Below are 25,147 nucleotides of genomic sequence, written 5' to 3'. Positions count from 1 at the left end.
GACCGGAATTAGGCCTACTTCGGTCTCCCTAAAACTCATACCCAATCCCCCCCAGATTCTTCCGGATCTCATCCTCCAGGTGCCGGGATTTGGCAAAGAGTTCGGCCAGTTCGGCAGTCAGGTTTTCCATTTTTTCCTCAAAGGGGATGCCGTCATCAATGGCGTCTTCAATCCCCACATAGCGGCCCGGGGTCAGGACATATTCATGTTCCTTAATTTCGGCCAGTTTGGCGGCTTTGCTAAAGCCCTTGACACCGTTATAGGCCCCACCTTTTTTGTGCCACTGGTGATAGGTTTCGGCGATTTTAGCCATCTCAGCAGCGGTGAGCACCTTGTGGCGGCGGTCGATCATTTCGCCCAGCTGACGGGCATCGATAAAGAGCACCTCATGGTAGCGGCTGCGAAAGCCGGGGTTATCGGCCTTATTGCGGTTTAATATCCACAGCGAAACGGGAATCCCGGTGGAATAGAAAAGTTTGTCCGGCAGGGCCACGATGGCGTCGACCAGATCGGCTTCCAGTCGGGCAATTTCTTTTTCCTTGTCGACCAGTTCGTCCAGGTTAATGTAGATTTCCAGATCTTCCACGACCGCGGAGACATAGTTTTCCTAAGTTAAGTTGAGCCTGGCACCTGGAAAGCAACTGGGGTGATGCAGGTGATACATAAAGCGTGATTTCACTTTTACAGAAACCGGATCTAATTCAAAAAGACCAGAATTCTCATTAGTTTTTTATCTTTGCGACAAGGGGCAATACCACATATCATCCTGATTTATAACGTTTTTCTACAGCCCCATAATTTCTTTCTTTTTCGCATCAAACTCGGCCTGGGTTAAAACGCCCATATCAACTAGGTCTTTTAGTTTTTTCAATGTTTCGATCTGTTCGTCGAAAGACATTGAAGAACTTTGTGTTGCAGCTGGCTGGCCTTGTGATCCAATATTCTGGGCCATATTCATACCGAAAAGCATACCACCTCCGTTTCCAAGACCATTATCTTGAATACCTTGTGCAATCTTTTGCTGTGCAGCAATATTGGAAGCTCTTTGTGAAACATCTTCATAGGCTCTCATATTCATTTTGTTTGCTGAGAACTGGTTAATGAGCTGTCGCGATTCTGGTGAAAATTCGATATTTTCGACCGCTACCTTGACAAGTTCAAAACCAAAGCGCTCTTTCCATGTGCCAGCATTGTAAGAATCATTAGATATTCGCTTAGAAATTTCAACCGCCTGCGACGGTAACTGGGAAATGCGATGGCTGGTCGATAGAGAATTTAATGCGATAATAAATGATTGTAAAAATTCTGAGAGAACTTGCGCTCTAACTTTAGGATTATCAAATGAATAGCTATTGACATTAGCAGGTACAAAGTTTTTGATAAACTTCTTCGGTTCAACAATTTTAATTGAGAAGCTGCCATACGCATAAATTTCGAGGTCGCAACCATAAAATAGATCATTATAAACCTGTGGACCGCGTGTTCCAAATTTTATATCACGAATTTCCCGTAAATTAACAAATGCTATTTTCTTTTCCATCGAGGAAATACCACCGAAGCCAATTCTGTCTTCAGTCTGTTTGAAGATGGATGTCTCCAGATCATTGCCGTCAAATAGGCTTTCCTCACCATCTCGATATTCATAGCCGCCAGGAGTGGTAATAATACCCTCAATTCCGGCTTGGCTAAAAATGAAAGCTGCCGTATTTTCAGGAATAAATATTTTCGAACCGTTTGAAATAACATCTGTTGAGCCAAGGCTATTAACGCCACGCCCGTTGTTATTTGTTTTCAGGATTCCTGGTGCGACAACGGTATGTTCATCAAAATGTCCAGCAGTGATGAGTTCTTTCCATTGATCCGCAAAGGAGCCCCCTACTGAATCAATAAATGCTTTTATAATGCCCATGGTTATTAACCTCTCTTATCCTAGAATTTGGTCTGTATCACAATATTGACAGCGAATGCTCTGACCTTTGGTGCCAGTAAGAGGTGCCATGCAACCGATACATTTTTTGGTAACCTTTACCGATTTATCCGCAGCTTTGTCTTTGGGTTTGATTCCCAAGCTTCCTTTTAAAACGTTGATCGTATCTTTAAAGGTTTCTGCAACCATTTCTGCACCAGGGATCGCAAATGGATTTGCCACTGAACTTTGCTCAGACTTATTCCCGGTTAAGACTTTACTGATGCCATTGGCAAAATCAATAATTTCTTTCTTTCCTGAGCTTTGAAACTGGAAAGCCAACTGGCCATTGACAAAATATATCTGAAGATCAGGCATACCATTTGAGCTTTTTCCCAAAATAGCCTGTGCTTGACCATTGACGATTTTCACCTGACTGAGCGGATATTTCTTTACCCCTTTGGTGTTTCCAAACATGCCCTTACTGATATGGATAATATTTATATTGGTCAGAATCAGTTCATCAGTATAAGCTGTCATCAATCCGCCGCCTTCACAAAGGACACTGGTACTCTGAATAAGAATCGCTTCATTTGGCTCTAAATTGTAATTTACCATACTTTCTCCCTTTTCGTATTTTAATTGACTTCGACCTATATTAAAATGTAAACTCATTGCGCTGAAAATTAAATCAATAAGCGCATTATTACGGCTAAGCTAAACGCTATACATTTATATAAGAGTTGTAAAATACCCGTACTATTGTTTCTTCAGGATTCCAAACTGATCTGATTTCACAATCACTTCGAGAAAACTCTGCCGCCCATTGTGAACGGCAGAGTGTCAATTTTTAGAGGCTTTCCTTTGTTGATGGGTTTTTACTATCCGAATGGCTAAAAACATCGGTTAAGATATCGGGAAGAATTTTCCCGATATCTTTAGGATTATCCAGCTTAGTAATCTTTTCTACAATTAACGTGACTTTTTCCATGAATTGTGATGTCAAAGTTGCTTCCATTACGTTTTTAACCCATTCAATGTCTGCCACGCTTTTTTCACCAAGGTATATTTTTTCATACACAAAGATTGAGCCTTCACCGATAGCAGCAACGATAGCACCTCCTACGATGGCATTGATCACACTCGTAGCCAAGTTGATACCAGGTATAAGTTTAAGTGCCCCAATCGCTGCTTTAGCAGCAATGGTCACAGCACCAACTTCGACAATTGTATTAAAAAATTGTTTGGAATTTTCGTCATCTTTTATGCCATATATCTTTGCTAAGCCTTTTATTTCAGCGATCTCAAGCGGAATGAGAAGCACCCCATCAGCAAGTGAAAACGGTACCGCACAGACAGTAACGGCTGCCGCCGTCGACAGACCCACAAGGCTATGTGCCATCGTTCTTTTCTGGTTAAGTACCAATGTGGATACGGCCTTATCAGCGGCTCTAGTTCCTTCAGGCATTAATTCATTGGTCACATCAATTAATTCAGAAATCCCTTCGGGGGGTGCAAAAGCTCTTTCGTTAAGGCTATATGTGGCTGCGACAACCGGGATTATTTTACGCAGATTCTTTGATGATTTTTTTTGATCAGCAAATACGTTGTTTGCCATTTCGATATTCTTTTCTCTTTCGCCAACAGAATAGGATTTGGTAATGACAACCACAATAGGTACTGACTCCCATGCTGGTGTCAATCGTGAAAGGTTTTTTAGAGTTTCTGTAAATTCCTTACCCATGGTGCCATCGACGCATAGCCAAATCAGGTTGATTTGATTATCTTTGTGACCTTCTTTATAACGGCTATTTGACCATTTTTTAACTGAATTAATGACTCTTTGTTCCTTAATAAAGGGTGGTTCAATTACAAATGATGGTTTATAACAAACCGCATCAATGATTCTTAAGGGGATAATTTCACTCTCATAGATATCCAGTTCATCAATGTCGTCGATTGGACCCCATCCTGTTTCAACGCTTTCTTCTCCAAAAACAGCCCTAATTAATGTTTTTATGCCCACTTCTGGATTACCAATAACTAATACATTACCTCTTTCCATTTTTCCACCTTTTATCACTTTCTATTTATTGAAGAGAATTCTTGAACTTCTTTTCACTATAGAGTATGCAAATTTCGCGTGACATCTAAATAGATTTCGACAATCTAAGAACCTTTTGAACTTTTTGAACTTTGAACAGTCGTTCTGTATTGTCATTGAATTATTTTAATTTATATTCTTACCAATAATTTGATTATACGCTTTTTCCCCGCCACTGACCAGCGCAAATTTCACTTTCCAGGGAATGCTGCTTCTTTTAATTCACTTAATCCATCAGCCTCCGGCCATCCCAATCGCCCTGATTTGAGAATAACACATCCATCCGTCCAAATGTGGGATCGGTCAAAATCTAGTCAAATAAATCGGTCTGGTCACAGGCATTGATTCGGATTATTTACCGCTGGTTTAAAACTAACCATAAGAATTATTAGAAAGCTACATAAATACCTTATGAGCCATATTTTAGTTTCCTTTCGATCACCCTGTTTTAGTCTTTCCGAAAGGATCGAAAGGGTTTAGGGTTAAAAAAATCCATATAAATATTTTATTCTTTTGTGTTCTATATAGCTGAGTTTGGAAAAAACCCTTTCGACCCTTTCGAATCCCTTATTAGAGCCGTTTAACCCTTTCGCAACCCTTTCGCAACCCTTTCGAAAAGCTTCGAAACCCTTTCGTATTGGGGGTTTTTGAGATAATGATTTCGCCTCATTGTATCAATATATGCATCTTGGTATTAAATCACAAAAATTTTCACGAGTAAGATCAACATAAATGGTTCGATGGGTGACTTTTTCCTTACTTTTTTCGTCTTTTCAAAATATATCATTTAACGCTATTTAGAAGCATTTATAACTGCAGGTAGATCGCATAAGCGATAGGCGCTTTAGCCAAAGCCTACCGGCTCCCCCAGGGCTAGTGGAAAATCGCTATGGCCTCCCCGGTCAGCTGATCTTTGAGAATGTCGATCAATGACCAAAAAACCCGGAACCGCCTGAATCTTTCAGGGTGTTCCGGGTTTTGAGTAAGCTGTGATCCCACTGATAGGATTATCAGCGCGGGGGGGCAATTATTTTTTAAAATAGTCCAACCGTTCCTGCACCTTTTTCATGGTTTCCTGATCTAAGATGTTAAATATAGCATGAAAAAAATGTAGTCTACAAAAGGCGAAGCCAATCGCGACGGGCATAAAGGATTCGTTCGACATTGACGACTTTAGCTTGCTCATCAATGGTAAAGAAAGCAATATAATTTTTAATCAACAGTTTTCGATACCCCATCGAAGCCAGCCGGTCATCGCGAACCGCCGGACATTTCTGTGGCATTTCGGATAAAAAAAGAAGGGCTGCTTCGATCACATCCATCATGTTTATGGCCGTCATTGGTGATGACAATTGTGACGATATGTAGTGAATAACATCACGAAGGTCGTTTTCAGCCGGCTCTGAGATTTCAATGTTATAAATTATCATCGGCTATCTCTTGTCGTAAGTCTTTCATGACATCAGTCAATGGCCGTTTTTTTCCGGCTTTGATGGCGGTGCGACTTTCGTCAAGGGCACGATAAAGTTCAAGCTTGCCGTTTAACATTTCGTATGCTTCAATGCTCATGACAGCCAGATCTCCCTGACCATTCTTAGTGATGAAGACAGGTTCTTCATGTTCATGACAGAATTTAGAGATTTCGTTGTAACAATTTCTTAGATCCGTACTGGATTTGATATAGGGCATGTGATCGTCCTCCTTTGTTAATCTAAAGATATTATACCGGAATATCTTTAGATTAACAATAAAAACATATCCGCCGGTGTTTCACACAAACTTATAAAATAAAAAATCACCCCGGCCATTAAACAACCAGGGTGATCCAGAAGCTGGGTATTAATATCAGCTTTGCATGCCTTTTAATAAATATAAGCTGTGATCCCACTGATAGGATTATCAGTGCGGGGGTCACTTATTTCTTGAAATAATCCAATCGTTCCTGCACCTTTTCCATGGTTTCCTGGAATTTTTTCTGTTTCTCCCGTTCAGCTTCAACCACCTTTTCCGGGGCTTTATCGGTAAAGCCTTTGTTGGCCAGTTTCTGGGTGACCCGGTCAATTTCCTGCTGGAGCTTCTTTTTCTCGGCTTCCAGTCGGGCAATTTCTTTTTCCTTGTCGACCAGCTCGTCGAGGTTGATATAAATTTCTAAATCCTCCACCACGGCCGAGACATAGTTTTCCTTAATGTCGGCTTTGGTAATTGGCAGAATCGTCGAGACTGAGGCCAGCTTCTGGAAATAGTGCAGGGAGTCGGCCATCAATGTCAAGTGCTCGGGATTATCGCAAATCAGGAATAACTGGGTCTTCTTGGAATTGGGCACATCCATTTCAGCGCGGATATTCCGGATGCTGCGGATCGCTTCCATCAGGAACTCGACCTGTTTTTCATCCTCCGGAAAGATCAGCGTGTCATCAAAGTGCGGCCACTGAGCCACCATGATATCGCCGGTACTGCCCGGCAGATAGCCGTTGATTTCTTCGGTGATAAACGGGGTAAAGGGATGGAGCAGTCGCAAAATGGTGTCCAGTACCACCCGCAGGGTATACTGGGCGGCGACCTTGGTTGTTTCTTCCTCGCCGTAGAGCCGTGGTTTTACCAGCTCGATATACCAGTCGCAGTATTCGCTCCAGGCAAAATCATAGATCTTGGAAGCGGCAATCCCCAGTTCGTACTTGGTCATGTTGTGGTTGACTTCGGCCACGATGGTATTCATCCGGGACAGAATCCATTTGTCGGTGTTTTCCAGATGAGCGATGGCCGTTTCTTTTTTGTCCATGATATCGTCATCCAGATTCATCAGCACAAAGCGGGCGGCGTTCCAGATCTTGTTTAGGAAATTCCGGCTGGACTCGACTTTTTCATCCTGCCAGCGGATATCATTACCGGCCGAGTTTCCGGTGATGATGGTAAAGCGCAGCGCATCGGCGCTGTAGGTCTCAATCAGTTCCAGCGGATCGATGCCGTTACCGAGAGATTTACTCATTTTGCGGCCTTGAGAATCCCGCACCAGACCGTGGATATAGACATCTTTAAAGGGGGTTTCGCCCATTTCGAAGAGGCCCATAAAAATCATCCGGGCAACCCAGAAGAAGATAATATCATAACCGGTAACCAGCACCGAGGTGGGATAGAATTTCTTCAAGTCCTCGCTGTTTTCCGGCCAGCCCAGGGTTGAGAACGGCCACAGGCCCGAACTGAACCAGGTATCCAGAACATCTTCATCCTGGGTGAGGTGGGTGCTGCCGCATTTAGGACAATGGTCAGGAGCCGTCTTGGCAACCACCATCTCCCCACAATCGTTGCAATAATAGGCCGGAATTCGATGTCCCCACCACAATTGCCGTGAAATACACCAATCCCGGATGTTTTCCAACCAATTGTAATAAATTTTGCTGAAACGGTCGGGGATAAAATCAGTTTTGTGCTGACGCACGGCATCCAGGGCCGGGCCAGCCAGTGGTTCCATTTTAACAAACCATTGTTCCGAGGTCATGGTTTCGACGGTGGTGGAGCAGCGGTAGCATTCGCCGACGTTATGCTGGTGGTCTTCGATTTTTTCCAGTAGACCTAACGCTTCCAGATCGGCCACCACGGCTTTACGGCAGTCGTAGCGATCCATGCCAGCATATTTTCCAGCCAGTTCATTCATCGTACCGTCATCATTGAGCACCCGGATCTGCTCCAGATTGTGGCGCAGGCCGACCTCGTAGTCATTGGGGTCGTGGGCGGGGGTCATTTTAACCACCCCGGTACCAAAGTTCATGTCGACATAGTCATCGGCGACAATGATAATTTCTTTGTTAAGCAGGGGTAGCATCACGGTTTTACCAACCAAGTGGGCATAACGTTCATCTTCAGGATGAACGGCCACGCCACTGTCCCCCAGCATTGTTTCCGGCCGGGTGGTGGCCACCACCAGATAGCCGTCGCCATCGGTCAGCGGGTAACGGATGTGCCAGAGATTGCCCTGGTGTTCGGCGTATTCCACTTCGGCTTCAGACAGGGCCGTTTTACAGGTGGTACACCAGTTGATAATCCGGCTGCCCTTATAGATCAGGCCTTTTTCATACAGATTGACAAAGGCTTCGTTAACGGCCTGGCTGCAGCCTTCGTCCATGGTAAAGCGTTCCCGGCTCCAGTCACAGGAGGCACCCAGCTTTTTGAGCTGATCAGTAATCCGGGTTTTATAGGTTAAGGCCCAGTCCCATGCTCGTTCCAGATAGGCTTCCCGGCCAATCTCCTGCTTGGTTTTACCTTCTTCTTCCCGCAGTTTATCAACCACTTTAACCTCGGTGGCAATCGAGGCATGGTCGGTTCCCGGCAGCCACAGGGCGGCGTAGCCATTCATCCGTTTGTAACGGGTCAGGACATCCTGGAGGGTACCGTCAAAGGCGTGGCCCATGTGCAGCTGACCGGTGATATTGGGGGGCGGCATCACAATCGTAAAGGGTTGTCCATCGGGATTGACTTCTGGCTTGAAATAGCCCTTTTGCTGCCAACTGGCATAGGTTTTATCTTCAACTTCTTTGGGATCATAAGTTTTTGACATTTCTTTCTTCATATATGCACCTGCTATTCTTATTGGTCGTTAGGCAATTGCCAAGGTTTTGTGAGTTTCGCTGCCAGTTTGCACGAAACAGTTTTTACACTGTACGGCGGACAGGCTATCGCCTGTTCGCCTACACGTTACAAAACCGTTTGTGAAACTGACATCAAAACACTAATTGTTCGTTTTTTTTCGCATTTGCCAACTATTGGTCTTTTATTTCCTTTATTTTGTAGGGGTCAAAGAGGGCCGGTTGGGGTTCGGGTAAGGCTTTTTTCTCGATATAACCGGCAATCAGACGGTGACACAGCTCAATGGTTTTGGTCATCGAGCGTTTCTGGGCCTCCTCGGACATATTCTCTGACATACGTTTGATGATGTATTTATTTTCAAACAAAAAATCAACCATTGAGGTTAAATCTTTGATCTTGTCCACTTTGATGGCCATTCCCCCATCCACCAGGTAATCAGCGTTTTCTTCTTCCTGGCCGGGATAGTAAAAGGGTATGATCATGGGAATGTTTTTAACTATCGCTTCGGTGGTGGTCAGGCCCCCGGGCTTGGTTATGATAGCATCAGACTGATCCATCAGCTCCGAGACGTTATTGACAAAACCGTGGATCTCGACAAGCTTATCGTCGGTTTTTTCCCGGGCATAATGGGCCCTAATTTCTTTTTCGATTTTGCTGTTATTGCCGCAGACCACAATAATGCGGATTTTTTCCTTAACCTTCATCAGCGAGGTAAAGGCTTTTTCCATCTGTTTACTGCCCAGACTGCCGCCCATCAGCAGGATTGTCCCGGCCACATCAACCAGTTCCTGACGCTGCAGATGGTTGTTTTGTAAAAAAGTCTGGCGGATGGGAATCCCGTAGGGATAGATAATGTCAGCGGCTACCCCTTTTTCGACCATGGTCTCTTTGGTGTACTCACTGCCGACAATATAGGCGTCAATCATTTTTTTAAGATAAAGGGTATGAATTTTATAGTCAGTGACAATCGACAGCACCGGGACATCAAAGGCATGGTGCTCTTTCAGGGTACCGAGCACGTTGGTCACAAAGGGATGGGTGGTGATGATCAGATCGGGGTGACCGGACTTGATCAGGGGCACGATATCGGGGTTCATCACCCGGGTCAGCACCTGAAAAATACCCTGCTGAAAGCGGTTCATGTTATTGAACTGATTGTACATCTGCTCGTAGAGCTTGGGTACATTCACCACCATCTGCTGATAGCCTTTGGTAATCAGGCGGTCCAGGGTGACGTTGGTTTCTTTAAAGGCATCATAAACTTCGGTTTGATAGCCGGCTTCATCCAGAGATTCCTTTAAGGACTGGGCGGCCAGATTGTGGCCAGCACCGGTTGACGCTGTAAAAATAAATACCTTTGACATGGCGGGCCTTAGTCTTCGAATTCTTTAGTAAACTTGTAATTAACCCGCATCAGTTTGCCGCCCATGGCTTCTTCTTTGCGTTTTTCAACCACATAGATGCCACCAAAAACCATTAACATTCCGGCCATGACAGCCGAAAATCCCACTAATATTTTCTTTAACATAAGAAACCTCCGTATTATTTTTTTATGTGCTGACAATTACGAAAGTACCGTGAGCTTCGCTGCCAGTTTTGCACGAAACATTTTTTACACTGTACGGCGGACAGGCTATCGCCTGTTCGCCTACACGTTACAAAAATGTCTGTGAAAACTGACATCAAAGCACTTTTGTTCGGGGCTTGTCTTTCCCAATTATCGGCCAGTTTCATTTTTATTACTGTTGTGAATCACTTAAAAAAATCGTTCCGATTTCTTCGCCGTCAAGAATCTTATAGAGCACCTTGACGTCTTCACCGGAAGCGATAATCATATCAATGCCGCAGTCGGTGGCGTATTTGGCAGCACCCAGCTTGGTGATCATGCCGCCGGTGCCAAGACAGGAAGCAGTGTTGCCGGCACTTTTCATCAGCTCGTTATCAATTTTCTCCACCGTCTGGATCAGCCGGGCGTCTTTATTAACAGCGGGGTTGTCATCGTAGAGACCATCCACATCCGAAAGGATGATTAAAAGATCGGCATCGACCAGGTCGGCAGTCATCGCCGAGAGGATATCATTGTCGCCAAAGCATTCCTCCTGAATCTCATCGGTGGCAATGCAGTCATTTTCATTGACAATCGGGATGATCCCCCCGGCAATCAGGGCCTGGAAGGTGTTCATGGCGTTGTTGCGCTTAATGGCGTGTTTAAAGACGTCCTTGGTCAGAAGAATCTGGCCGACGGTCTGATGGTATTCATCAAAAAATTTGTGGTAAACCCGCATCAGAAGCCCCTGGCCCACCGACGCAGCGGCCTGTTTTTCTTTCAGGGTTTTGGGCCGTTCGGTCAGCTTCATCCGGTTCATCCCGGCGCCAATGGCACCGGAGGAAACCAGCACCATTTTTTTTCCGCTGTTTTCCAGATCCGTCAGCACCCGGGCCAGGATCTCCAGCTTTCGCAGATCCAGGGTGCCATTTTGGTGGGTCACCGAGGTGGTCCCCATTTTTACTACAATGGTGGTGGCGTTTTTTATCTTTTCTCGCATCTTAATCTCCTAGTTTGTTCCTAGTTAATTATTATATCAAACAATGCGAAAACCGCAACGCTTTTTTAGCTGCAGCCGGTGGTAGTGCCACAATCAAGACAGAGCTTGCAGGTGCCGTTTTGCATCATCCGGTCACTGCCGCAGTGGCTGCAGGTTTCGCCATAGAGTACTTCCCCACCGCCATCCTTGTTATAGTCGGGTGTGGCTTCACCGGTGCTGACGCTGCGAACCAGGTTTTGCTTGTTCATCAGGGTAAAGTTTTTGGGCTTGACCTGACAATTGGAAAAATCGCCGTGCTCAATGTCGATGACCTTACTGATCAGATCCGAAATCGACGAGGCAAACTTGATATAGGGGTGCCGGGAGACAAAGCCCGAGGGCTCATATTTCTGGCCCCGCAGCATCTTGGAGATCTGATCCGGCGGGATATGGTACTGCAGCATGTTGGAGATCGACTTGGACAGGGAGGCCAACAGCCCCTTAACCACGGTTCCCTCTTTATCGGTAGAGACAAAGATCTCGGCGATGCCGCCGTCTTCATAAAAGCCAATGGTGATATAGAGTTCTATGTCGCCAATTTTGGCAGCATGGGTACGACTGAGCCGCATCCCTTCCGGGCGAACCCGGTTTAAGGCCTTACTGTTGCCTTCCTTGACCAGGGCCAGGAGCTCGGCATAGCTGTAGTCATCGACACTACGATCGATATCCTCGGCCATGCCAGAGCTCAGCGGCTGGGAGGCTTTACAGGCATCCCGGTAAATGGCAATCGCCTTGGTGCCGGTGCGATAGGCCAGCAGATGGATGTTTTCGACATCGGCCACGGTGGCATCATGAGGCAGGTTGACGGTTTTTGACACCGAGCCGCTGATCATCGGGGTAATGGCCGACACCATCAACACGTGACCCATTGGGGAAATGGTATTGGCGGTGTTAAAAATCGGCAGATGCTCTGGCTTAAGATGGGGCGCACCGGCCACCCCCTCATGGAGAAAATAGCCCTTGGCATCTTTTTCCAGGATATAGGTGAGAATATCCCCCACTTCCTTTTCGCTGTAACCGAGGTTGTAAAGTGCCTGCTCCAGCACCGGATTGACAATTTCCATGGAGCCGCCGCCGATTAATTTTTTAAAGACGACATGGTTATAAAAGGGTTCCACCGAGGTGGCACCGCAATCCATCGCAAAGGAGATCGTCCCGGTGGGGGCAATCACCGATACCTGGGCGTTACGGTAGCCATAGGTCGTCCCGACTTCCTCCGCCAGCTTCCAGGCGTTTTTGAGCTGGTTGCTGATTTCCTTAAAACCCATTTTCTGAAGCAGCTTGTGGTTTATTTTAATCGGTTCATAGTGCAGTTCTTCATAGTCATCGGTTCGGGCGGCAGCCACTCGGCTGTGGTTGCGGATGACCCGCCCCATATAGGGTTTGTTGATTTCATATTTGGGGAAGGCGCCAATTTTACTGGCCATCAGCGCCGACACATGGTAGGAGGTTCCGGTCATGATCCCGGTTATCCCGGCGATCAGGTTACGGCTTTCGGCTGAGTCATAGGGATAGCCCAGTGCCAGCAGCAGGGAGGCGGCGTTGGCAATGCCCAGACCGGTGGTCCGAAACAGATAGGATTTGCGGGCCACATCTGGGGTCGGAAACTGGCCATGATAGATGGAGCCTTCCAGGGCACATTGAATCAGCCCGACTAGATGAATAAAGGGCTCGATCTCAAAACTGTTGTCTTCGGGATTGTAAAATTTATAGACATTGATGGACGCCAGATTACAGGCCGTATCATCTAAGAAAGCATACTCCGAACAGGGATTGGTGGCATTGATGCGGTTTATTTTAGCCGTCAGGTCACCATCTTCACCACCCGGACAGGTATGCCAGGCATTGAAAATATCGTCAAACTGAATCCCCGGATCGGCACATTCCCAGGCAGCCTGATTAAGATGCTGCCATAATTCCTTAACCGGTACCTCCCGGTCAACCCGGTCATCGACCCGACCCCGGAGTTTCATTTTATGATCGGGCTCACTTTTTAAGTTTAAGACCGCCTGCATGAATTCGGCATTGAGCCGCACCGAGTTGTTGCTGTTCTGGCCGCTGACGGTCTGGTAGGCCTCGCCATCCATTGAAGTATCATAGCCCATTTTACCCAGGGCCCGGACTTTTGCTTCTTCCTTGACTTTCCAGTTGATAAAGGTATCTATTTCGGGATGGTCAATATCGACAATCACCATCTTGGCCGCCCGGCGGGTGGTACCCCCGGATTTAATGGCCCCGGCATTGCGATCCAGACCCTGCAGGAAACTCATCATCCCCGAGGACTGGCCGCCGCTGGTCAGGCCTTCATTGGCTGCCCGCAGGTTGGAGAAATTGGTACCTACGCCGGAGCCGCCCTTAAACAGCTTGGTTTCACTGACATAATGCTCGGAAATGGAATGGTCGCCCAGCAGCCGATCCTGAATTGAGAGGATAAAACAGGCGCTGGCCTGGGTGCGGCTGTAGCGGTCTACTGATTCCAGCACTTGGCCGCTTTCTTCATCATAATAATAAAGATCATCCTTGGAACCGGCAATGTCATAGCTGCGTTTGAGACCCGTGTTAAACCATTGCGGCGAGTTGGGGGCCCACATCTGCATCAGGAAGGCATAGACCAGCTCGTCATAATAGATCTGCCACTGCTCATCATTATCAATCAGGCCTTCTGCCCGGATGGCGTCGGTCCAGAAGCCGACCAGCCGGTCGGCAATTTCCCGCATGCTGTGCTCGTAGCCATAGCCATTGGGCACCCCTTTGCGGCGGAAATATTTGGTGGCAATAATGTTACAGGCATTTTGCGAGTAATGCTCGGGGAATTCCAGATCGGTCATTTCATAAATAATTTCCCCGGTCTGATAGTTTTTTAAGATCACGTCAACGGTTTGCCACGAAAACAGATCGTAGACGGTTTTATCGGAATCTTCCAGTTCTTTGGTAAAGACCCGCGTAAACAGCTGATTTATTTGATTCAATTTCTTTGTCCTCCTGGTAATAAATACACTATCTTGCGATGTATCTCTAATTATAAACATATATATAGTGGCCGACAATGTATTTTTATGTTTTTCGCCGATAATTTACCCGCCTGGCCGGGCGCAAATAAAAAGGCTCATGCTTGAGCCTTAAAGTTGATAAACTCCCGTACCGACCAATTGTTAATCTGTTGTTCGCTGCGGAATCGGACACTAATAAGAAATATAATTTCTTATTAGTCGCGGGCAGTCGCCAACTACAAGCAAGCTTGTGATTGGCTCGTAGCTACCACGCAGGCTACGCCGTGTCCGCTCCGATGCGAACAACATGATCTAACAATTGTCGGTACTGGGTTAGCTTTTTTAAGCCCATGCTTGAGCCTTAGGTTTTTTAATTTTTCATCTTAACTTTTTGACCCAGCTTGCTTTCTTTGCCTTGGATGATCCGGCCGATGTTTTTGCGGTGCTGATAGATACTAAAGAGGCAGAGCACAAAGGCGAAAACAATTTCGGCCACCGAGCGGCCAAAGAGAAGGGTGAAAATTGGCAGCATGGTCATCCCCACCATTGAGGTCAGGGATACCATTTTCCAGATGGCCAGCACAATCAGACCGATCATAATGGCAATGACGGCGACTTCCCAGTCATAGACCAGAAATACCCCCAGCGAAGTGGCAGTACCCTTACCGCCCCGAAACTGCAGAAAGACGGGCCAGTTATGGCCAGCCACAACAGCGATGCCGCCTAAAACCAGAAACACCTCATCAACATTCAGGGCATAGCGACCGACCAGAACCACCAGAGTGCCCTTTAAGGCGTCCAGTAGAAACACCGGAATGGCGACGTTTTTCCCCATGACCCGGAGTACGTTGGTGGTGCCAGCATTGCCGCTGCCGTAGTTGCGGACATCTTCATTTTTAAGAAATTTTACCAGAATATAGGCAAAATTCAAGTTTCCAATTAAATAAGCCGCCACAACAAAAACAATTCCAATAATAATCGACATATCACTACTCCTTTAACTGATTAATTTTAGTTGTTCTGAGTTGTTCAATGAGCGTTCCCAGCTTTTCGAGCACTGTGTCAAAATTTTCCCGCTGATGAGGAAAATTGCAGGCACTACAATTTTTTATACCCTTTTTCGTGTAGGTAAAACTGCCACCGCAATTTTCTGCCAGGGCATAGAGCGGACAATAACAGAACAGACAATTAAAATCGTCTAAGCAATCAACCGGATGGCAGGGAAAGTACTCACAGGCGGTATGCTGAAAAAATTTAAAATTTGAATCGTCCTTTTTCATGGTCAGACAGCGTCCATTCCGGCTTGGAGGGCTTTGACATTTAATTCCTTAAACTGCGGTTTGACGTTCTCGGCAATGATCGCTTCCCAATCAATGTCGGTGAGGCCCATCGATTTAATAATCGAACCCAAGAGAATCACGTTCATGACCTTGGGGTTCCCCAGTTCTTCGGCCATTTTGGTGGCGGCCATCACCCGCAGGTTGACCTTGCTCTTTATTTCATCCAGAATATTTTCCGGATAGGTGGTGGCTCCGATGATTACTGACAGCGGGAAGATTTCGGTGTCGTTGACAATCATTTTGCCGGTCGGTTTGAGGTATTCCAGAGATCGCAGTCCCTCCATCTTTTCAAAGGCCACAACAATATCTGCCGAGCCGATTTCAATCACCGGCGACTGGACATCATCACCGTAACGTACCAACGACGAAACTGATCCGCCCCGCTGACTCATCCCATGGATTTCGCTCATTTTGACATCATAACCAGCGGCCATTAAGCCGGTGGTCAGCAATTTGGCTGCCAGAATGGTGCCCTGACCACCGACGCCAACGAGTACAATATTTTTAGTCTCCATTATCTTACCTCCACAGTAATGGCCTGTTTGGGACAGATCTGGGCACAAACTCCACAGCCAACACAGGTTTCTTTAAGAATGCCGGATTTTTTATTGGCCAAGTCAAAAGCCAGGGCCGGACAGCCGGACTTCAGGCATTTTTTGCAGCCGATACAGGTATCAAGGTTAACAGTGGCCACCATTTTAAAAGCGGTGGGGAATTCGGTCTGATCCTGGGCCGAGAATTTTTTAAGTACACAAGGCCAACGGGTAATAATGACTGCCGGGCCATCAACATTGAGACCCCATTCAATGGCTTCCTGCACAATCTTCAGATTATTGGGATCGACTGAAATCAGGTTTTTAACCCCGCAGGCTTTGACCATCGCCTCAATGTCAATGATTGGGGCGTCATCACCTTTTAAGTCATAGCCGGTGCCAGGATTCTGCTGATGGCCGGTCATCCCGGTAATGCGGTTATCGAGAATAATTGTTAAGGTATTGCTTTTGTTATAGGTCACATCCATCAGACTGGTGATGCCGGAGTGGAAAAAGGTCGAGTCGCCAAGAATCGAAACCACTTTTTTGGAGTGATCGCCCTTGATGTCAAAGGCTTTCTGGACGCCATGTCCACCACTGATACTGGCCCCCATGCAGATCATCGCATCGGTGGCATTATAGGGTGGCATTAACCCCAACGAATAACAGCCGATGTCACTAAAGATCATCAGATCCTTGCGGCGACCCAGCTCGTAGAAAACGCCGCGGTGGGGACATCCGGCACAGAGGGCTGGCGGTCGGGGCAGCACCATCTCAGGATTGGGATTAATCACCTGGGCTGTTTCATCCAGCAGCGCCTGACGAATCCGATCCGGGGTCAGCTCACCCATGGTTGGCAGTTTTTCCTTGCCGACACAATTAATTCCGGCGGCTTTAATTTCTGTTTCCATAATCGGATCATTTTCTTCGAAAATATAGACGGTTTTCTTGCCCTTGGCAAAGTCAGCAATTTTTTTCATCGGCAGCGGATAGCTAAAGCCGATCTTTAAATAGGAAACGGTGTTGCCAAAGACTTCCTTGGCATAGCGGTAGGCCACGCCTGAACCGATAATGCCAATCTCTGCCCCATTATCTTCAATGTAATTAAAGGGCGTGGTGTTGGAATACTCTTCCAGGCGGGCAAAATTATCGGCCAGTTTAACCTGCATGCCCCGAGCAAAAGCCGGTAGCGGACAGTATTTGCGGATATCTTTTTCGTAGGGTTTATCGGCTACTTCAAGCCGGTCACTGCAGGAAACAATTGATTTGGAGTGACAGACCCGGGTGGTCATCCGGAACAGCACCGGCAAGTCGTAGTCTTCGCTGATGGCGTAGGCTTCCTTAATCATATCCTTGGCTTCCTGGCTGTCGGAAGGTTCAAACATGCAGACCTTGGCATGACGGGCATAGTTGCGGTTGTCCTGTTCGTTCTGGGACGAATGCATCCCCGGTTCATCAGCGGTAACCAGCACAGCTCCGGCGTTAACTCCCAGATATGCCAGAGTAAAGAGCGGATCGGTGGCGACATTGACGCCGACGTGTTTCATGGCACAGAGGCTGCGGACGCCGCCGATGGCCGCACCGGCAGCCGCTTCCAGGGCCACCTTTTCATTGGGTGCCCACTCCGAGACAATCTCCGGATAGGTGGCGACGTTTTCTAGAATTTCAGTACTGGGTGTTCCTGGATAGGCAGTGGCAAACTTGACCCCCGCCTCCCAGGCCCCTCGGGCGATGGCTTCATTTCCTGTCAGTAATAGCTTCATTTAATGCTCCTCTCGTAATTGGTGACAATTATCCATTCGCTGGGCCAAAAAAGCCCCGAGAATGATTGAATTTAATTTGTTTTCAAACGAATCGGATCGGGAGGTCAAAATAATCGGAACACAGGCTCCCATCACAATCCCACCCAATTGTGCCTGACCCAGATGGGTCATGACCTTCATGACGGCGTTACCGGTTTCAATGTTGGGCATGACAATGACGTCAACATCACCAGCTACCGCCGATTCATAGCCCTTAATCCGGGCCGCTGTTTTAGAGATCAGCAGATCCATGGCAATCGGGCCCTCCACCAGCACATCCTGGCCGAAATAATTGGCCTCGCCCAGTTGCTTCAGGGCTGCCCCATCCACCGTCGCTGGCATTTTGGGATTGACCTTTTCCTTGGCCGCCAGGCAGCCGACTTTAATCGGGTTAAGTCCCAGCAAGCGTGAAAAATCCACGGCATTACTGATAACTCCTTTTTTCTTTTCCAGATCCGGATCGATGATCATCCCACCATCGGACAGGATCAGAAATTTGTGATAGCTGGCCATCCGAACCATCATAATGCTGCTAAGCAGGCGGCCAATCAACAGGCCGTTGGTCTTATGGATGACGGCTTTTAAAAAGATAGAGGTATCGACCAGGCCTTTCATAATAAAATCAGCCTGGCCCTGACGAACCAGAGCCACGGCCTGTTCACAGGCCGTGGCCAGATCGTCACAATCAATAATTGTCATCCTGCTTAGATCAATTTTTTGGGCACTGCTGATGGCCTCAATCCGGCTGCGACTGCCAACCAGAATGATGTGCTCCAGATACAATCCGTTGGCGGCTGATAGAGCCCGCAGCAGCTCACTTTCAGCCGCCGCTGCCACCACCAGGGTACCTTTGGGGCCACTCTGAACCGCCTGACCAATCTCTTCAAAAGTATTGTACATCTTAACCTCATTTAATTCATCTGTAATATTATACACTAATTTAAACCCATAATAAAGACACAATTTTGTTACAATTACCCCGTTGCCAAAACAAAGATCTTGCATGTAAAAACAGGCAGGTTCCGGGTTGCGACAGGGTCACATAAAAAAAGTCTTCCTGATCTATTCTAGCACAGAAGCGATCAGAAAGACGATTAAATTTCGGGGATATTTTTGCCTTATGCGCCCCATGTTAAAGGAAATTATTGGCGCTTATTCAGTGGTTCGTAATCCCGGCGTTCGCTGACGTGCATGTAGGCCGGACGGATAATCTTTCCGGCATTGATCAGCTCTTCCAAACGGTGAGCACTCCAACCAGCAATTCGGGCAATCGCAAAAATCGGCGTAAACAGTTCCAGAGGCAGGCCCAGCATGCTGTAAACAAAGCCGCTGTAAAAGTCGACATTGGCACTGACACCCTTGTAGATTTTACGTTCTTCACCGATGACTTCCGGCGCCAGTCGTTCCACCATCGAATACAGTTCAAACTCATCGTGGAGGCCCTTTTCTTCAGAGAGGCTTTTGACAAACCCTTTAAAGACATTGGCCCGGGGATCCGATACCGAATAGATGGCGTGACCCATCCCGTAGATCAATCCAGCATTGTCGAAGGCCCGTTTATTAAGCAGATCCACCAGATACTGGCGCACCTGTTTTTCATCGGTCCAATCATCCAGAGTTTTTTTCATGTCTTCAAACATTTCCACCACTTTAATATTTGCTCCACCATGTTTGGGGCCTTTTAACGAACCCAGTGACGCCGCAATGACTGAGTAGGTGTCAGTGCCCGAAGACGACACCACATGGGTGGTAAAGGTCGAGTTGTTACCGCCACCGTGTTCGGCATGAAGCACCAGGGCGATATCCAGAATCCGGGCTTCCAGCTCAGTATACCGGCTGTCCGGCCGTAAAATGTAGAGAATATTTTCGGCCGTTGACAGATGCGGTTGCGGTTGGTGAATAAACAGACTCTGGTCATCGTGATAATGTTTATAGGTCTGGTAACCATAGACTGCCAACAGCGGAAACAGAGCGATTAACTCCAGAGATTGCCGCAGTACATTGGGAATCGAGACATCGCTGGCTTTGTCATCATAGGAAAACAGGGTCAGAACACTACGGGCCAGAGTGTTCATCATATCAGAGCTGGGGGCCTTCATAATAATATCCCGCACAAAGCTGGTGGGCAGGCTGCGATAGTTTCCCAGCACGGTGGTAAAGCGTTCCAGCTCGTCTGAATTGGGTTGACTGCCAAACAGCAGCAGATAAACCACTTCTTCAAAACCGAACCGTTTTTCTTTGACAAAGCCGTCAACCATGGCTTCAACGTCGACACCCCGATAGAAGAGTTTTCCTTCGGTTCCGATTTTTTTGCCGTCTTCAAAGATATAAGCCTGGATTTCCGAGATTTCGGTCAGTCCGGTCAAGACCCCGTTACCGTCTAAATCCCGGAGGCCCCGGTTGACCTTGAATTTTTTATATAACTCTGGCTCAATGGTGCTATTTTTTACGCATAATTCACTATACTCTATAATTTCAGGGGTAATTTCCGAAAACACACGATTCATCATCAATCTCCTCTATCTTTCTTATTTTTTGCCATTACAAAATTGCGGGGCCTGACAGGCCGTTTATGCATTTCGCAATCGCCCGACTTAATGTTAGCTTATTATACCTTAAAAGCTCAATGAGATAAAGTTAATTTATTATTTTTTTATGCTTTTTTGAAAGACATTCTTATACAATATCTTTTTAGTCTTTTATTTTCCGTAAATGATGGGAAAATTATTATAAATTTGAAAGTTTGTATTTAATTCTTTCATTATTAAATAATTTCGGAATTTTAAACCGAATCGTTTCCTACCCCAAAAGCCGCCGCAATTTTTGAGATAAAAAAAAACTCCGATTCATCGAATCGAAGTTTATCCTTTATTTTTGGCAGGGGCAGAAGGATTTGAACCCTCGGCACGTGGTTTTGGAGACCACTGCTCTACCAACTGAGCTATACCCCTACAACAGCAACTACTATATTATAAGTGCTGCTGATGTGTTTGTCAATATCTTTATAAACTTTTTATTCTATACTTTTAAATCAATCTTGCTGAGAGTGAGCAGATCCTGATTGGCCTCAAGCACCGGAGCCACTTCTTCGCTGATAAAATCATCGACCTGTTGGGGCGCCCGACCAACATAGAGGCTGGGGTCCATTAAGGCATCGACATCCTCGGTTTTTAAGTTGAAGGCAGGATCTTTAAGGATTCGTTCAATCAGGTCATTGGGTTTCCCTTCCACCTTCACAGTATGGCCAGCTTCCATCGACAACACCCGGATTTTTTCGTGGAGATCCTGACGATCACCACCCCGCTTGACCCCTTCCATAATAATGTTCTCGGTGACCATAAAGGGCAGCTCGGCATCGATATGCTGGCGCACCACCTTGGGGTATACCACCAAGTTTTCCGAAACATTCATGGCAATCATCAGAATGGCATCGGTAGCCAGAAAGCCTTCGGGAATTGAGATCCGCTTGTTGGCCGAATCATCCAAGGTTCGCTCAAACCATTGGGCCGAAGCCGTCAGGGCCGGGTTCAGGGCATTGACGATGATATAACGGGCCAGCGAACAGATCCGCTCGGACCGCATCGGGTTGCGTTTGTAGGCCATCGCCGACGAGCCAATCTGGCTTTTTTCAAAGGGTTCCTCAACTTCTTTCAAATTCTGCAGCAGGCGGATGTCGGTGGCAAATTTGGTCAGGGTCTGGGCGATGCCGCTGAGGACACCAAGCACCTGGGCATCAAATTTACGGGAATAGGTTTGCCCGCTGACCGCAAATGATTTTTTAAAGCCCATTTTTTGGGCCACCAGGGTATCCAGTTTTTTAACCTTGTCGTGATCATTGTCAAACAGTTCCATAAAACTGGCCTGGGTGCCGGTGGTACCTTTAACCCCCAACAGCTTAACATTGCTAAGCAGATGATCAAGATCCGCCAGATCCATCAGCAGATCCTGAATCCATAAACAGGCCCGCTTACCGATGGTGGTCAGTTGGGCTGGCTGAAAATGGGTAAAGCCGAGAGTCGGCAACTCTTTATACTGGGCGGCAAAGCGGGACAGGTGGTTGATCAGATTAAGGACCTGCTTACGGACATGGACCAGACCCTGGCTGTAAACAATCACATCGGTATTGTCTCCGACATAGGCACTGGTAGCCCCCAGATGGATAATCCCTTTGGCTGTCGGACATTGGGCCCCATAGGTATGAACATGGGCCATGACGTCGTGGCGCAGTTCTTTTTCTTTTTGGGCCGCCAGTTCATAATCGATGTTGGTGATGTTGGCTTTCAGTTCGGCAATCTGGGTGTCGCTGATGTTAAGTCCCAGTTCCTGCTCGGCTTCGGCCAGAGCCACCCACAGCTTCCGCCAGCTTTGAAATTTATTGTCCGCTGAGAAGATATGGAGCATCTCCTTTGAGGAATACCGCTCAATCAGGGGGTTTTCATAGTATGCTTTCATAATTTATTCCTTTCATATTTAAATCCGTGAGCTTTGCGTCCAGTTTCGCACGAAACAATTTTTACACTGTACGGCGGACAGTTCTCTGAACTGTTCGCCTACACGTTACAAAATTGTTTGTGGAAACTGCACCCAAAGCACTCATTGTTCGAAGCTTTTAATTTTCCATTTAAAACCGCCGCTTACTGGTCAGTTTCGTAGGTTTGATATAATCGAGTGATGTGCGTCACTTTGTTTTCAAGTTCATCGATGGTCAAAATAATCCCATTGATCTGAACAGAACCAGTGGCTGTCACAAAACGGCTGGGCCGTTTTGTTAGCATGGTATCAAGAATGATCTGGGAATCCACCCCAATCACGCCATCAAGTGGTCCGGTCATCCCGATGTCGGTAATATAGGCCGTACCGCCAGTTAAAATCCGTTCGTCGGCTGTCTGGACATGGGTGTGGGTGCCATAAACGGCAGTGGCGTAACCATCCATAAAATACCCGAAGGCAATTTTTTCCGAGGTGGCTTCGGCATGAAAATCAACCAACACCAGATCGGCGGCGGCTTTTAAGGACTCTCGGAGTGGTGCCATCATATTAAAAGGGCAGTTTAAGTTGGGCATAAAAATCTGGCCGGACAGATTCACCACCGCAATTCGTTTGGTACGGCCATCTTTTAGGGTGCAGTTAAAAAAATCATAGCCTTTGCCTGGACAGGGGTCGGGATAATTCAGGGGCCGGATAATCTGCGGAAAGTCGGCAATGGTTTCAAGTAGCTCTTTTTGCTGCCAGACATGGTTGCCCATGGTGATGACATCAATCGGCAAATTTAGCAATTCTTTGGCATTTTTAGTCGAGAGACCATTACCCCCGGAGGCATTTTCGCCATTAACAACCGTAAAATCAATGTCTTGTTCGGCAATGATTGTGGCCAGTTGGTCTTTTAAAATTTTTCGTCCGGGGCGGCCATAGACGTCCCCCAGTATTAGTATCTTCATCATTTATCCTTCTGCATTAAAAACTGACTAAAAAAAGGGGAGAATCTCTCCCCTTTTAGACTATTTAGCGTAGTCGCTAGCTCTCGTTTCACGAATCAGATTAACCTTAATGTTACCGGGATATTCCATTTCAGCTTCAATCTTCTTGGCAATATCTCGGGACAGCAAAATCATTTCATCATCGTTAACTTCATTTGGTTTAACCATAATTCTGACTTCACGTCCAGCCTGAATGGCGTATGATTTCTCAACCCCATCAAAGGACATGGCAATGGTTTCCAGTTCCTGTAACCGTTGGATATAAGAAACTAGGGTTTCTCGTCTGGCACCAGGTCGTGCTGCTGAAATGGCATCCGCTGACTGAACCAGAACGGCTTCCATCGTCCGGGCTTCAACATCACCATGATGAGCTTCGACAGCATGAATAACGTTTTTATTTTCTTTGTATTTTTTTAATACATTGACTCCAATTTCAACATGGGGCCCTTCGACCTCATGATCAATCGCTTTTCCAATATCATGTAATAATCCTGCTCGCTTGGCGATCTTAATGTTTCCATCCAATTCGGCGGCCATGATGCCCGCCAGATGAGATACTTCAATGGAATGCTTTAATACATTTTGACCATAGCTGGTACGGTATTTAAGCCGTCCCAAAAGCCGGACAATTTCCGGGTGCAGGCCATGAATGCCGGTATCAAAACAAGCTTGTTCGCCGACCTCTTTGATATGGTTGTCGACTTCCTTTTGCGATTTTTTGACCATCTCCTCAATCCGGGCAGGATGGATTCGACCATCAATAATCAGTTTTTCCAGAGACAATCTGGCCACTTCCCGACGAATCGGATCAAAACCAGAAAGAATAACGGCTTCCGGGGTGTCATCAATAATCAGATCAATCCCGGTGAGGGTTTCCAGGGTGCGGATATTCCGACCCTCCCGACCGATGATTCGGCCCTTCATCTCGTCATTTGGCAGGTTGACCACCGTAATGGTTTGTTCAGCCACATGGTCGGCGGCGCAACGTTGAATCGATTGGGCAATCAGTTCTTTGGCTTTTTTATCAGCAGTGGCTTTTGATTCAGCTTCAATCTGACGAATCATAATCGCCGCTTCCTGACGGGTATCTTTACTGATGTCTTCCAGCAAAATTTCTTTTGCTTCTTCATAAGTAAGCCCGGAAATCCGCTCAAGTTCCTTGACCTGCTCGTCATACATGCTTTCAACTTTTTCTTGCTTCTTTTCGAGTTCTTTGCTTTTTCGGGCCAGAGATTCTTCACTGCGTTCTAAATTTGTCAGCTTCTTCTCAAGGTTTTCTTCTTTTTGAATCAAGCGATTTTCAAGTTTCTGAAGCTCGGCTCGTCGTTCACGATTATCTTTTTCAAGGGATTCTTTTAATTTCAAAGATTCTTCCTTTGCATCAAATAGAATTTCCTTTTTTAAAGTTTCTCCTTCTTTGACGGCATCATTCACAATCGTTGTGGCGGTTAATTCAGCATTCTTTATCTTGCCTTCGGCAATATTTTTGCGTACCAAATAACCAATTCCAAACGCAGCGATGATACCAATGAATAAAATTATTGTTAGTATGTCTATAATTTTCACCTCCTTATAAACGATTTGCTATGTTTTTAATCTACTCATCATGATCTATATTTTATACTCTTTTGAAAATAGTGTCAAGAAACAAAGAACCCCACCAGGGGTTATTTTTAAGAAATCAAAAAAAGAACCGCTAAACCAATGTCATTAAGTTAACGACAATATATACGCCACAGATTATTAAACCGCCAAATGCAATTGACATTTGGCGGTTTTCATTATCCGAACCAATAAATCCGGGCATGCCAAATAAGCCGACGATGTCC

Annotated in this window: 20 protein-coding genes and 1 tRNA gene; all 21 read right to left on the bottom strand. The window is 46.4% G+C overall.

Going from position 1 to position 25,147, the window contains the following annotated elements:
• Nucleotides 1-28 precede the first annotated feature (28 nt).
• Complete coding sequence (locus tag ACWI_RS10405; RefSeq protein ID WP_242871613.1) at nt 29-586, bottom strand: N-6 DNA methylase; 558 nt, start codon at nt 584-586, stop codon at nt 29-31.
• A 198-nt stretch (nt 587-784) separates the two neighbouring features.
• The gene (locus tag ACWI_RS10400) at nt 785-1,909 is read right to left on the bottom strand and encodes an SPFH domain-containing protein (RefSeq protein ID WP_070371380.1); all 1,125 of its coding nucleotides are present in this window, start codon (nt 1,907-1,909) and stop codon (nt 785-787) included.
• Nucleotides 1,910-1,924: 15 nt separating this feature from the next.
• The gene (locus ACWI_RS10395) at nt 1,925-2,524 is read right to left on the bottom strand and encodes a hypothetical protein (protein WP_207648651.1); all 600 of its coding nucleotides are present in this window, start codon (nt 2,522-2,524) and stop codon (nt 1,925-1,927) included.
• Nucleotides 2,525-2,756: 232 nt separating this feature from the next.
• Nucleotides 2,757-3,971, bottom strand: a complete 1,215-nt coding sequence (locus tag ACWI_RS10390) for a DUF697 domain-containing protein (RefSeq protein ID WP_070371379.1) — start codon at nt 3,969-3,971, stop codon at nt 2,757-2,759.
• 1,154 nt (nt 3,972-5,125) lie between these two features.
• A complete protein-coding gene (locus ACWI_RS10385) occupies nt 5,126-5,440 on the bottom strand; it encodes a type II toxin-antitoxin system RelE/ParE family toxin (RefSeq protein WP_070371378.1) in 315 nt (104 codons plus the stop codon).
• Nucleotides 5,427-5,699 (bottom strand): type II toxin-antitoxin system prevent-host-death family antitoxin, encoded by a 273-nt coding sequence (locus ACWI_RS10380; protein WP_070371377.1) that lies wholly within the window; start codon nt 5,697-5,699, stop codon nt 5,427-5,429. The genes ACWI_RS10385 and ACWI_RS10380 overlap by 14 nt, the downstream gene beginning before the upstream one ends.
• Before the next feature lie 226 nt (nt 5,700-5,925).
• Nucleotides 5,926-8,574: a valine--tRNA ligase gene (locus ACWI_RS10375; RefSeq protein WP_070371376.1), complete on the bottom strand. Its 2,649-nt coding sequence runs from the start codon at nt 8,572-8,574 to the stop codon at nt 5,926-5,928.
• 190 nt (nt 8,575-8,764) lie between these two features.
• A complete protein-coding gene (locus tag ACWI_RS10370; RefSeq protein WP_070371375.1) occupies nt 8,765-9,955 on the bottom strand; it encodes an MGDG synthase family glycosyltransferase in 1,191 nt (396 codons plus the stop codon).
• An 8-nt stretch (nt 9,956-9,963) separates the two neighbouring features.
• Entirely contained in the window at nt 9,964-10,119 is a 156-nt protein-coding gene (locus ACWI_RS10365) for a stress-responsive transcriptional regulator PspC (protein WP_070371374.1), read from the bottom strand.
• 211 nt (nt 10,120-10,330) lie between these two features.
• A complete protein-coding gene (gene proB, locus ACWI_RS10360; protein ID WP_070371373.1) occupies nt 10,331-11,137 on the bottom strand; it encodes a glutamate 5-kinase in 807 nt (268 codons plus the stop codon).
• Nucleotides 11,138-11,202: 65 nt separating this feature from the next.
• The gene (locus tag ACWI_RS10355; protein WP_139142351.1) at nt 11,203-14,205 is read right to left on the bottom strand and encodes a vitamin B12-dependent ribonucleotide reductase; all 3,003 of its coding nucleotides are present in this window, start codon (nt 14,203-14,205) and stop codon (nt 11,203-11,205) included.
• A 331-nt stretch (nt 14,206-14,536) separates the two neighbouring features.
• Nucleotides 14,537-15,151 (bottom strand): glycerol-3-phosphate 1-O-acyltransferase PlsY, encoded by a 615-nt coding sequence (gene plsY, locus ACWI_RS10350; RefSeq protein WP_070371371.1) that lies wholly within the window; start codon nt 15,149-15,151, stop codon nt 14,537-14,539.
• Nucleotides 15,152-15,155: 4 nt separating this feature from the next.
• A complete protein-coding gene (locus ACWI_RS10345; RefSeq protein ID WP_070371370.1) occupies nt 15,156-15,446 on the bottom strand; it encodes a cysteine-rich small domain-containing protein in 291 nt (96 codons plus the stop codon).
• Between the two features lie 2 nt (nt 15,447-15,448).
• Nucleotides 15,449-16,021 (bottom strand): indolepyruvate oxidoreductase subunit beta, encoded by a 573-nt coding sequence (locus tag ACWI_RS10340; protein ID WP_070371369.1) that lies wholly within the window; start codon nt 16,019-16,021, stop codon nt 15,449-15,451.
• Nucleotides 16,021-17,802: an indolepyruvate ferredoxin oxidoreductase subunit alpha gene (gene iorA, locus ACWI_RS10335; RefSeq protein WP_070371368.1), complete on the bottom strand. Its 1,782-nt coding sequence runs from the start codon at nt 17,800-17,802 to the stop codon at nt 16,021-16,023. Before iorA ends, ACWI_RS10340 begins: the two co-directional genes overlap by 1 nt.
• Nucleotides 17,803-18,741, bottom strand: coding sequence for a phosphate acyltransferase (locus ACWI_RS10330; RefSeq protein ID WP_070371367.1), 939 nt, complete (start codon nt 18,739-18,741; stop codon nt 17,803-17,805).
• A gap of 242 nt (nt 18,742-18,983) precedes the next feature.
• The gene (locus ACWI_RS10325; RefSeq protein WP_070371366.1) at nt 18,984-20,351 is read right to left on the bottom strand and encodes a citrate/2-methylcitrate synthase; all 1,368 of its coding nucleotides are present in this window, start codon (nt 20,349-20,351) and stop codon (nt 18,984-18,986) included.
• A gap of 365 nt (nt 20,352-20,716) precedes the next feature.
• Nucleotides 20,717-20,792, bottom strand: a tRNA-Trp gene (locus ACWI_RS10320).
• A gap of 67 nt (nt 20,793-20,859) precedes the next feature.
• Nucleotides 20,860-22,293 carry an adenylosuccinate lyase gene (gene purB / locus ACWI_RS10315; protein WP_070371365.1) on the bottom strand — a complete coding sequence of 478 codons (1,434 nt, stop codon included), beginning with the start codon at nt 22,291-22,293 and terminating at the stop codon, nt 20,860-20,862.
• Between the two features lie 182 nt (nt 22,294-22,475).
• Complete coding sequence (locus ACWI_RS10310) at nt 22,476-23,282, bottom strand: TIGR00282 family metallophosphoesterase (protein WP_323396125.1); 807 nt, start codon at nt 23,280-23,282, stop codon at nt 22,476-22,478.
• Between the two features lie 57 nt (nt 23,283-23,339).
• Nucleotides 23,340-24,884 carry a ribonuclease Y gene (gene rny / locus ACWI_RS10305; RefSeq protein ID WP_139142350.1) on the bottom strand — a complete coding sequence of 515 codons (1,545 nt, stop codon included), beginning with the start codon at nt 24,882-24,884 and terminating at the stop codon, nt 23,340-23,342.
• Nucleotides 24,885-25,147: the final 263 nt, after the last annotated feature.

Origin of the sequence: Acetobacterium wieringae (assembly GCF_001766835.1) — a bacterium.
GTDB classification, from domain to species: Bacteria; Bacillota; Clostridia; order Eubacteriales; family Eubacteriaceae; genus Acetobacterium; species Acetobacterium wieringae.
Note: the sequence above shows the minus strand (reverse complement) of the source record. Positions and strands in the feature narration are given on the sequence as shown.

What these genes read in the sequence shown, in the direction of transcription:
- ACWI_RS10400 (WP_070371380.1), bottom strand. Translation starts at nt 1,909, where the DNA reads ATGGGCATTATAAAAGCATTTATTGATTCAGTAGGGGGCTCCTTTGCG.
- ACWI_RS10395 (WP_207648651.1), bottom strand. Translation starts at nt 2,524, where the DNA reads ATGGTAAATTACAATTTAGAGCCAAATGAAGCGATTCTTATTCAGAGT.
- ACWI_RS10390 (WP_070371379.1), bottom strand. Translation starts at nt 3,971, where the DNA reads ATGGAAAGAGGTAATGTATTAGTTATTGGTAATCCAGAAGTGGGCATA.
- ACWI_RS10385 (WP_070371378.1), bottom strand. Translation starts at nt 5,440, where the DNA reads ATGATAATTTATAACATTGAAATCTCAGAGCCGGCTGAAAACGACCTT.
- ACWI_RS10380 (WP_070371377.1), bottom strand. Translation starts at nt 5,699, where the DNA reads ATGCCCTATATCAAATCCAGTACGGATCTAAGAAATTGTTACAACGAA.
- ACWI_RS10375 (WP_070371376.1), bottom strand. Translation starts at nt 8,574, where the DNA reads ATGAAGAAAGAAATGTCAAAAACTTATGATCCCAAAGAAGTTGAAGAT.
- ACWI_RS10370 (WP_070371375.1), bottom strand. Translation starts at nt 9,955, where the DNA reads ATGTCAAAGGTATTTATTTTTACAGCGTCAACCGGTGCTGGCCACAAT.
- ACWI_RS10365 (WP_070371374.1), bottom strand. Translation starts at nt 10,119, where the DNA reads ATGTTAAAGAAAATATTAGTGGGATTTTCGGCTGTCATGGCCGGAATG.
- proB (WP_070371373.1), bottom strand. Translation starts at nt 11,137, where the DNA reads ATGCGAGAAAAGATAAAAAACGCCACCACCATTGTAGTAAAAATGGGG.
- ACWI_RS10355 (WP_139142351.1), bottom strand. Translation starts at nt 14,205, where the DNA reads ATGTTTATAATTAGAGATACATCGCAAGATAGTGTATTTATTACCAGG.
- plsY (WP_070371371.1), bottom strand. Translation starts at nt 15,151, where the DNA reads ATGTCGATTATTATTGGAATTGTTTTTGTTGTGGCGGCTTATTTAATT.
- ACWI_RS10345 (WP_070371370.1), bottom strand. Translation starts at nt 15,446, where the DNA reads ATGAAAAAGGACGATTCAAATTTTAAATTTTTTCAGCATACCGCCTGT.
- ACWI_RS10340 (WP_070371369.1), bottom strand. Translation starts at nt 16,021, where the DNA reads ATGGAGACTAAAAATATTGTACTCGTTGGCGTCGGTGGTCAGGGCACC.
- iorA (WP_070371368.1), bottom strand. Translation starts at nt 17,802, where the DNA reads ATGAAGCTATTACTGACAGGAAATGAAGCCATCGCCCGAGGGGCCTGG.
- ACWI_RS10330 (WP_070371367.1), bottom strand. Translation starts at nt 18,741, where the DNA reads ATGTACAATACTTTTGAAGAGATTGGTCAGGCGGTTCAGAGTGGCCCC.
- ACWI_RS10325 (WP_070371366.1), bottom strand. Translation starts at nt 20,351, where the DNA reads ATGATGAATCGTGTGTTTTCGGAAATTACCCCTGAAATTATAGAGTAT.
- purB (WP_070371365.1), bottom strand. Translation starts at nt 22,293, where the DNA reads ATGAAAGCATACTATGAAAACCCCCTGATTGAGCGGTATTCCTCAAAG.
- ACWI_RS10310 (WP_323396125.1), bottom strand. Translation starts at nt 23,282, where the DNA reads ATGATGAAGATACTAATACTGGGGGACGTCTATGGCCGCCCCGGACGA.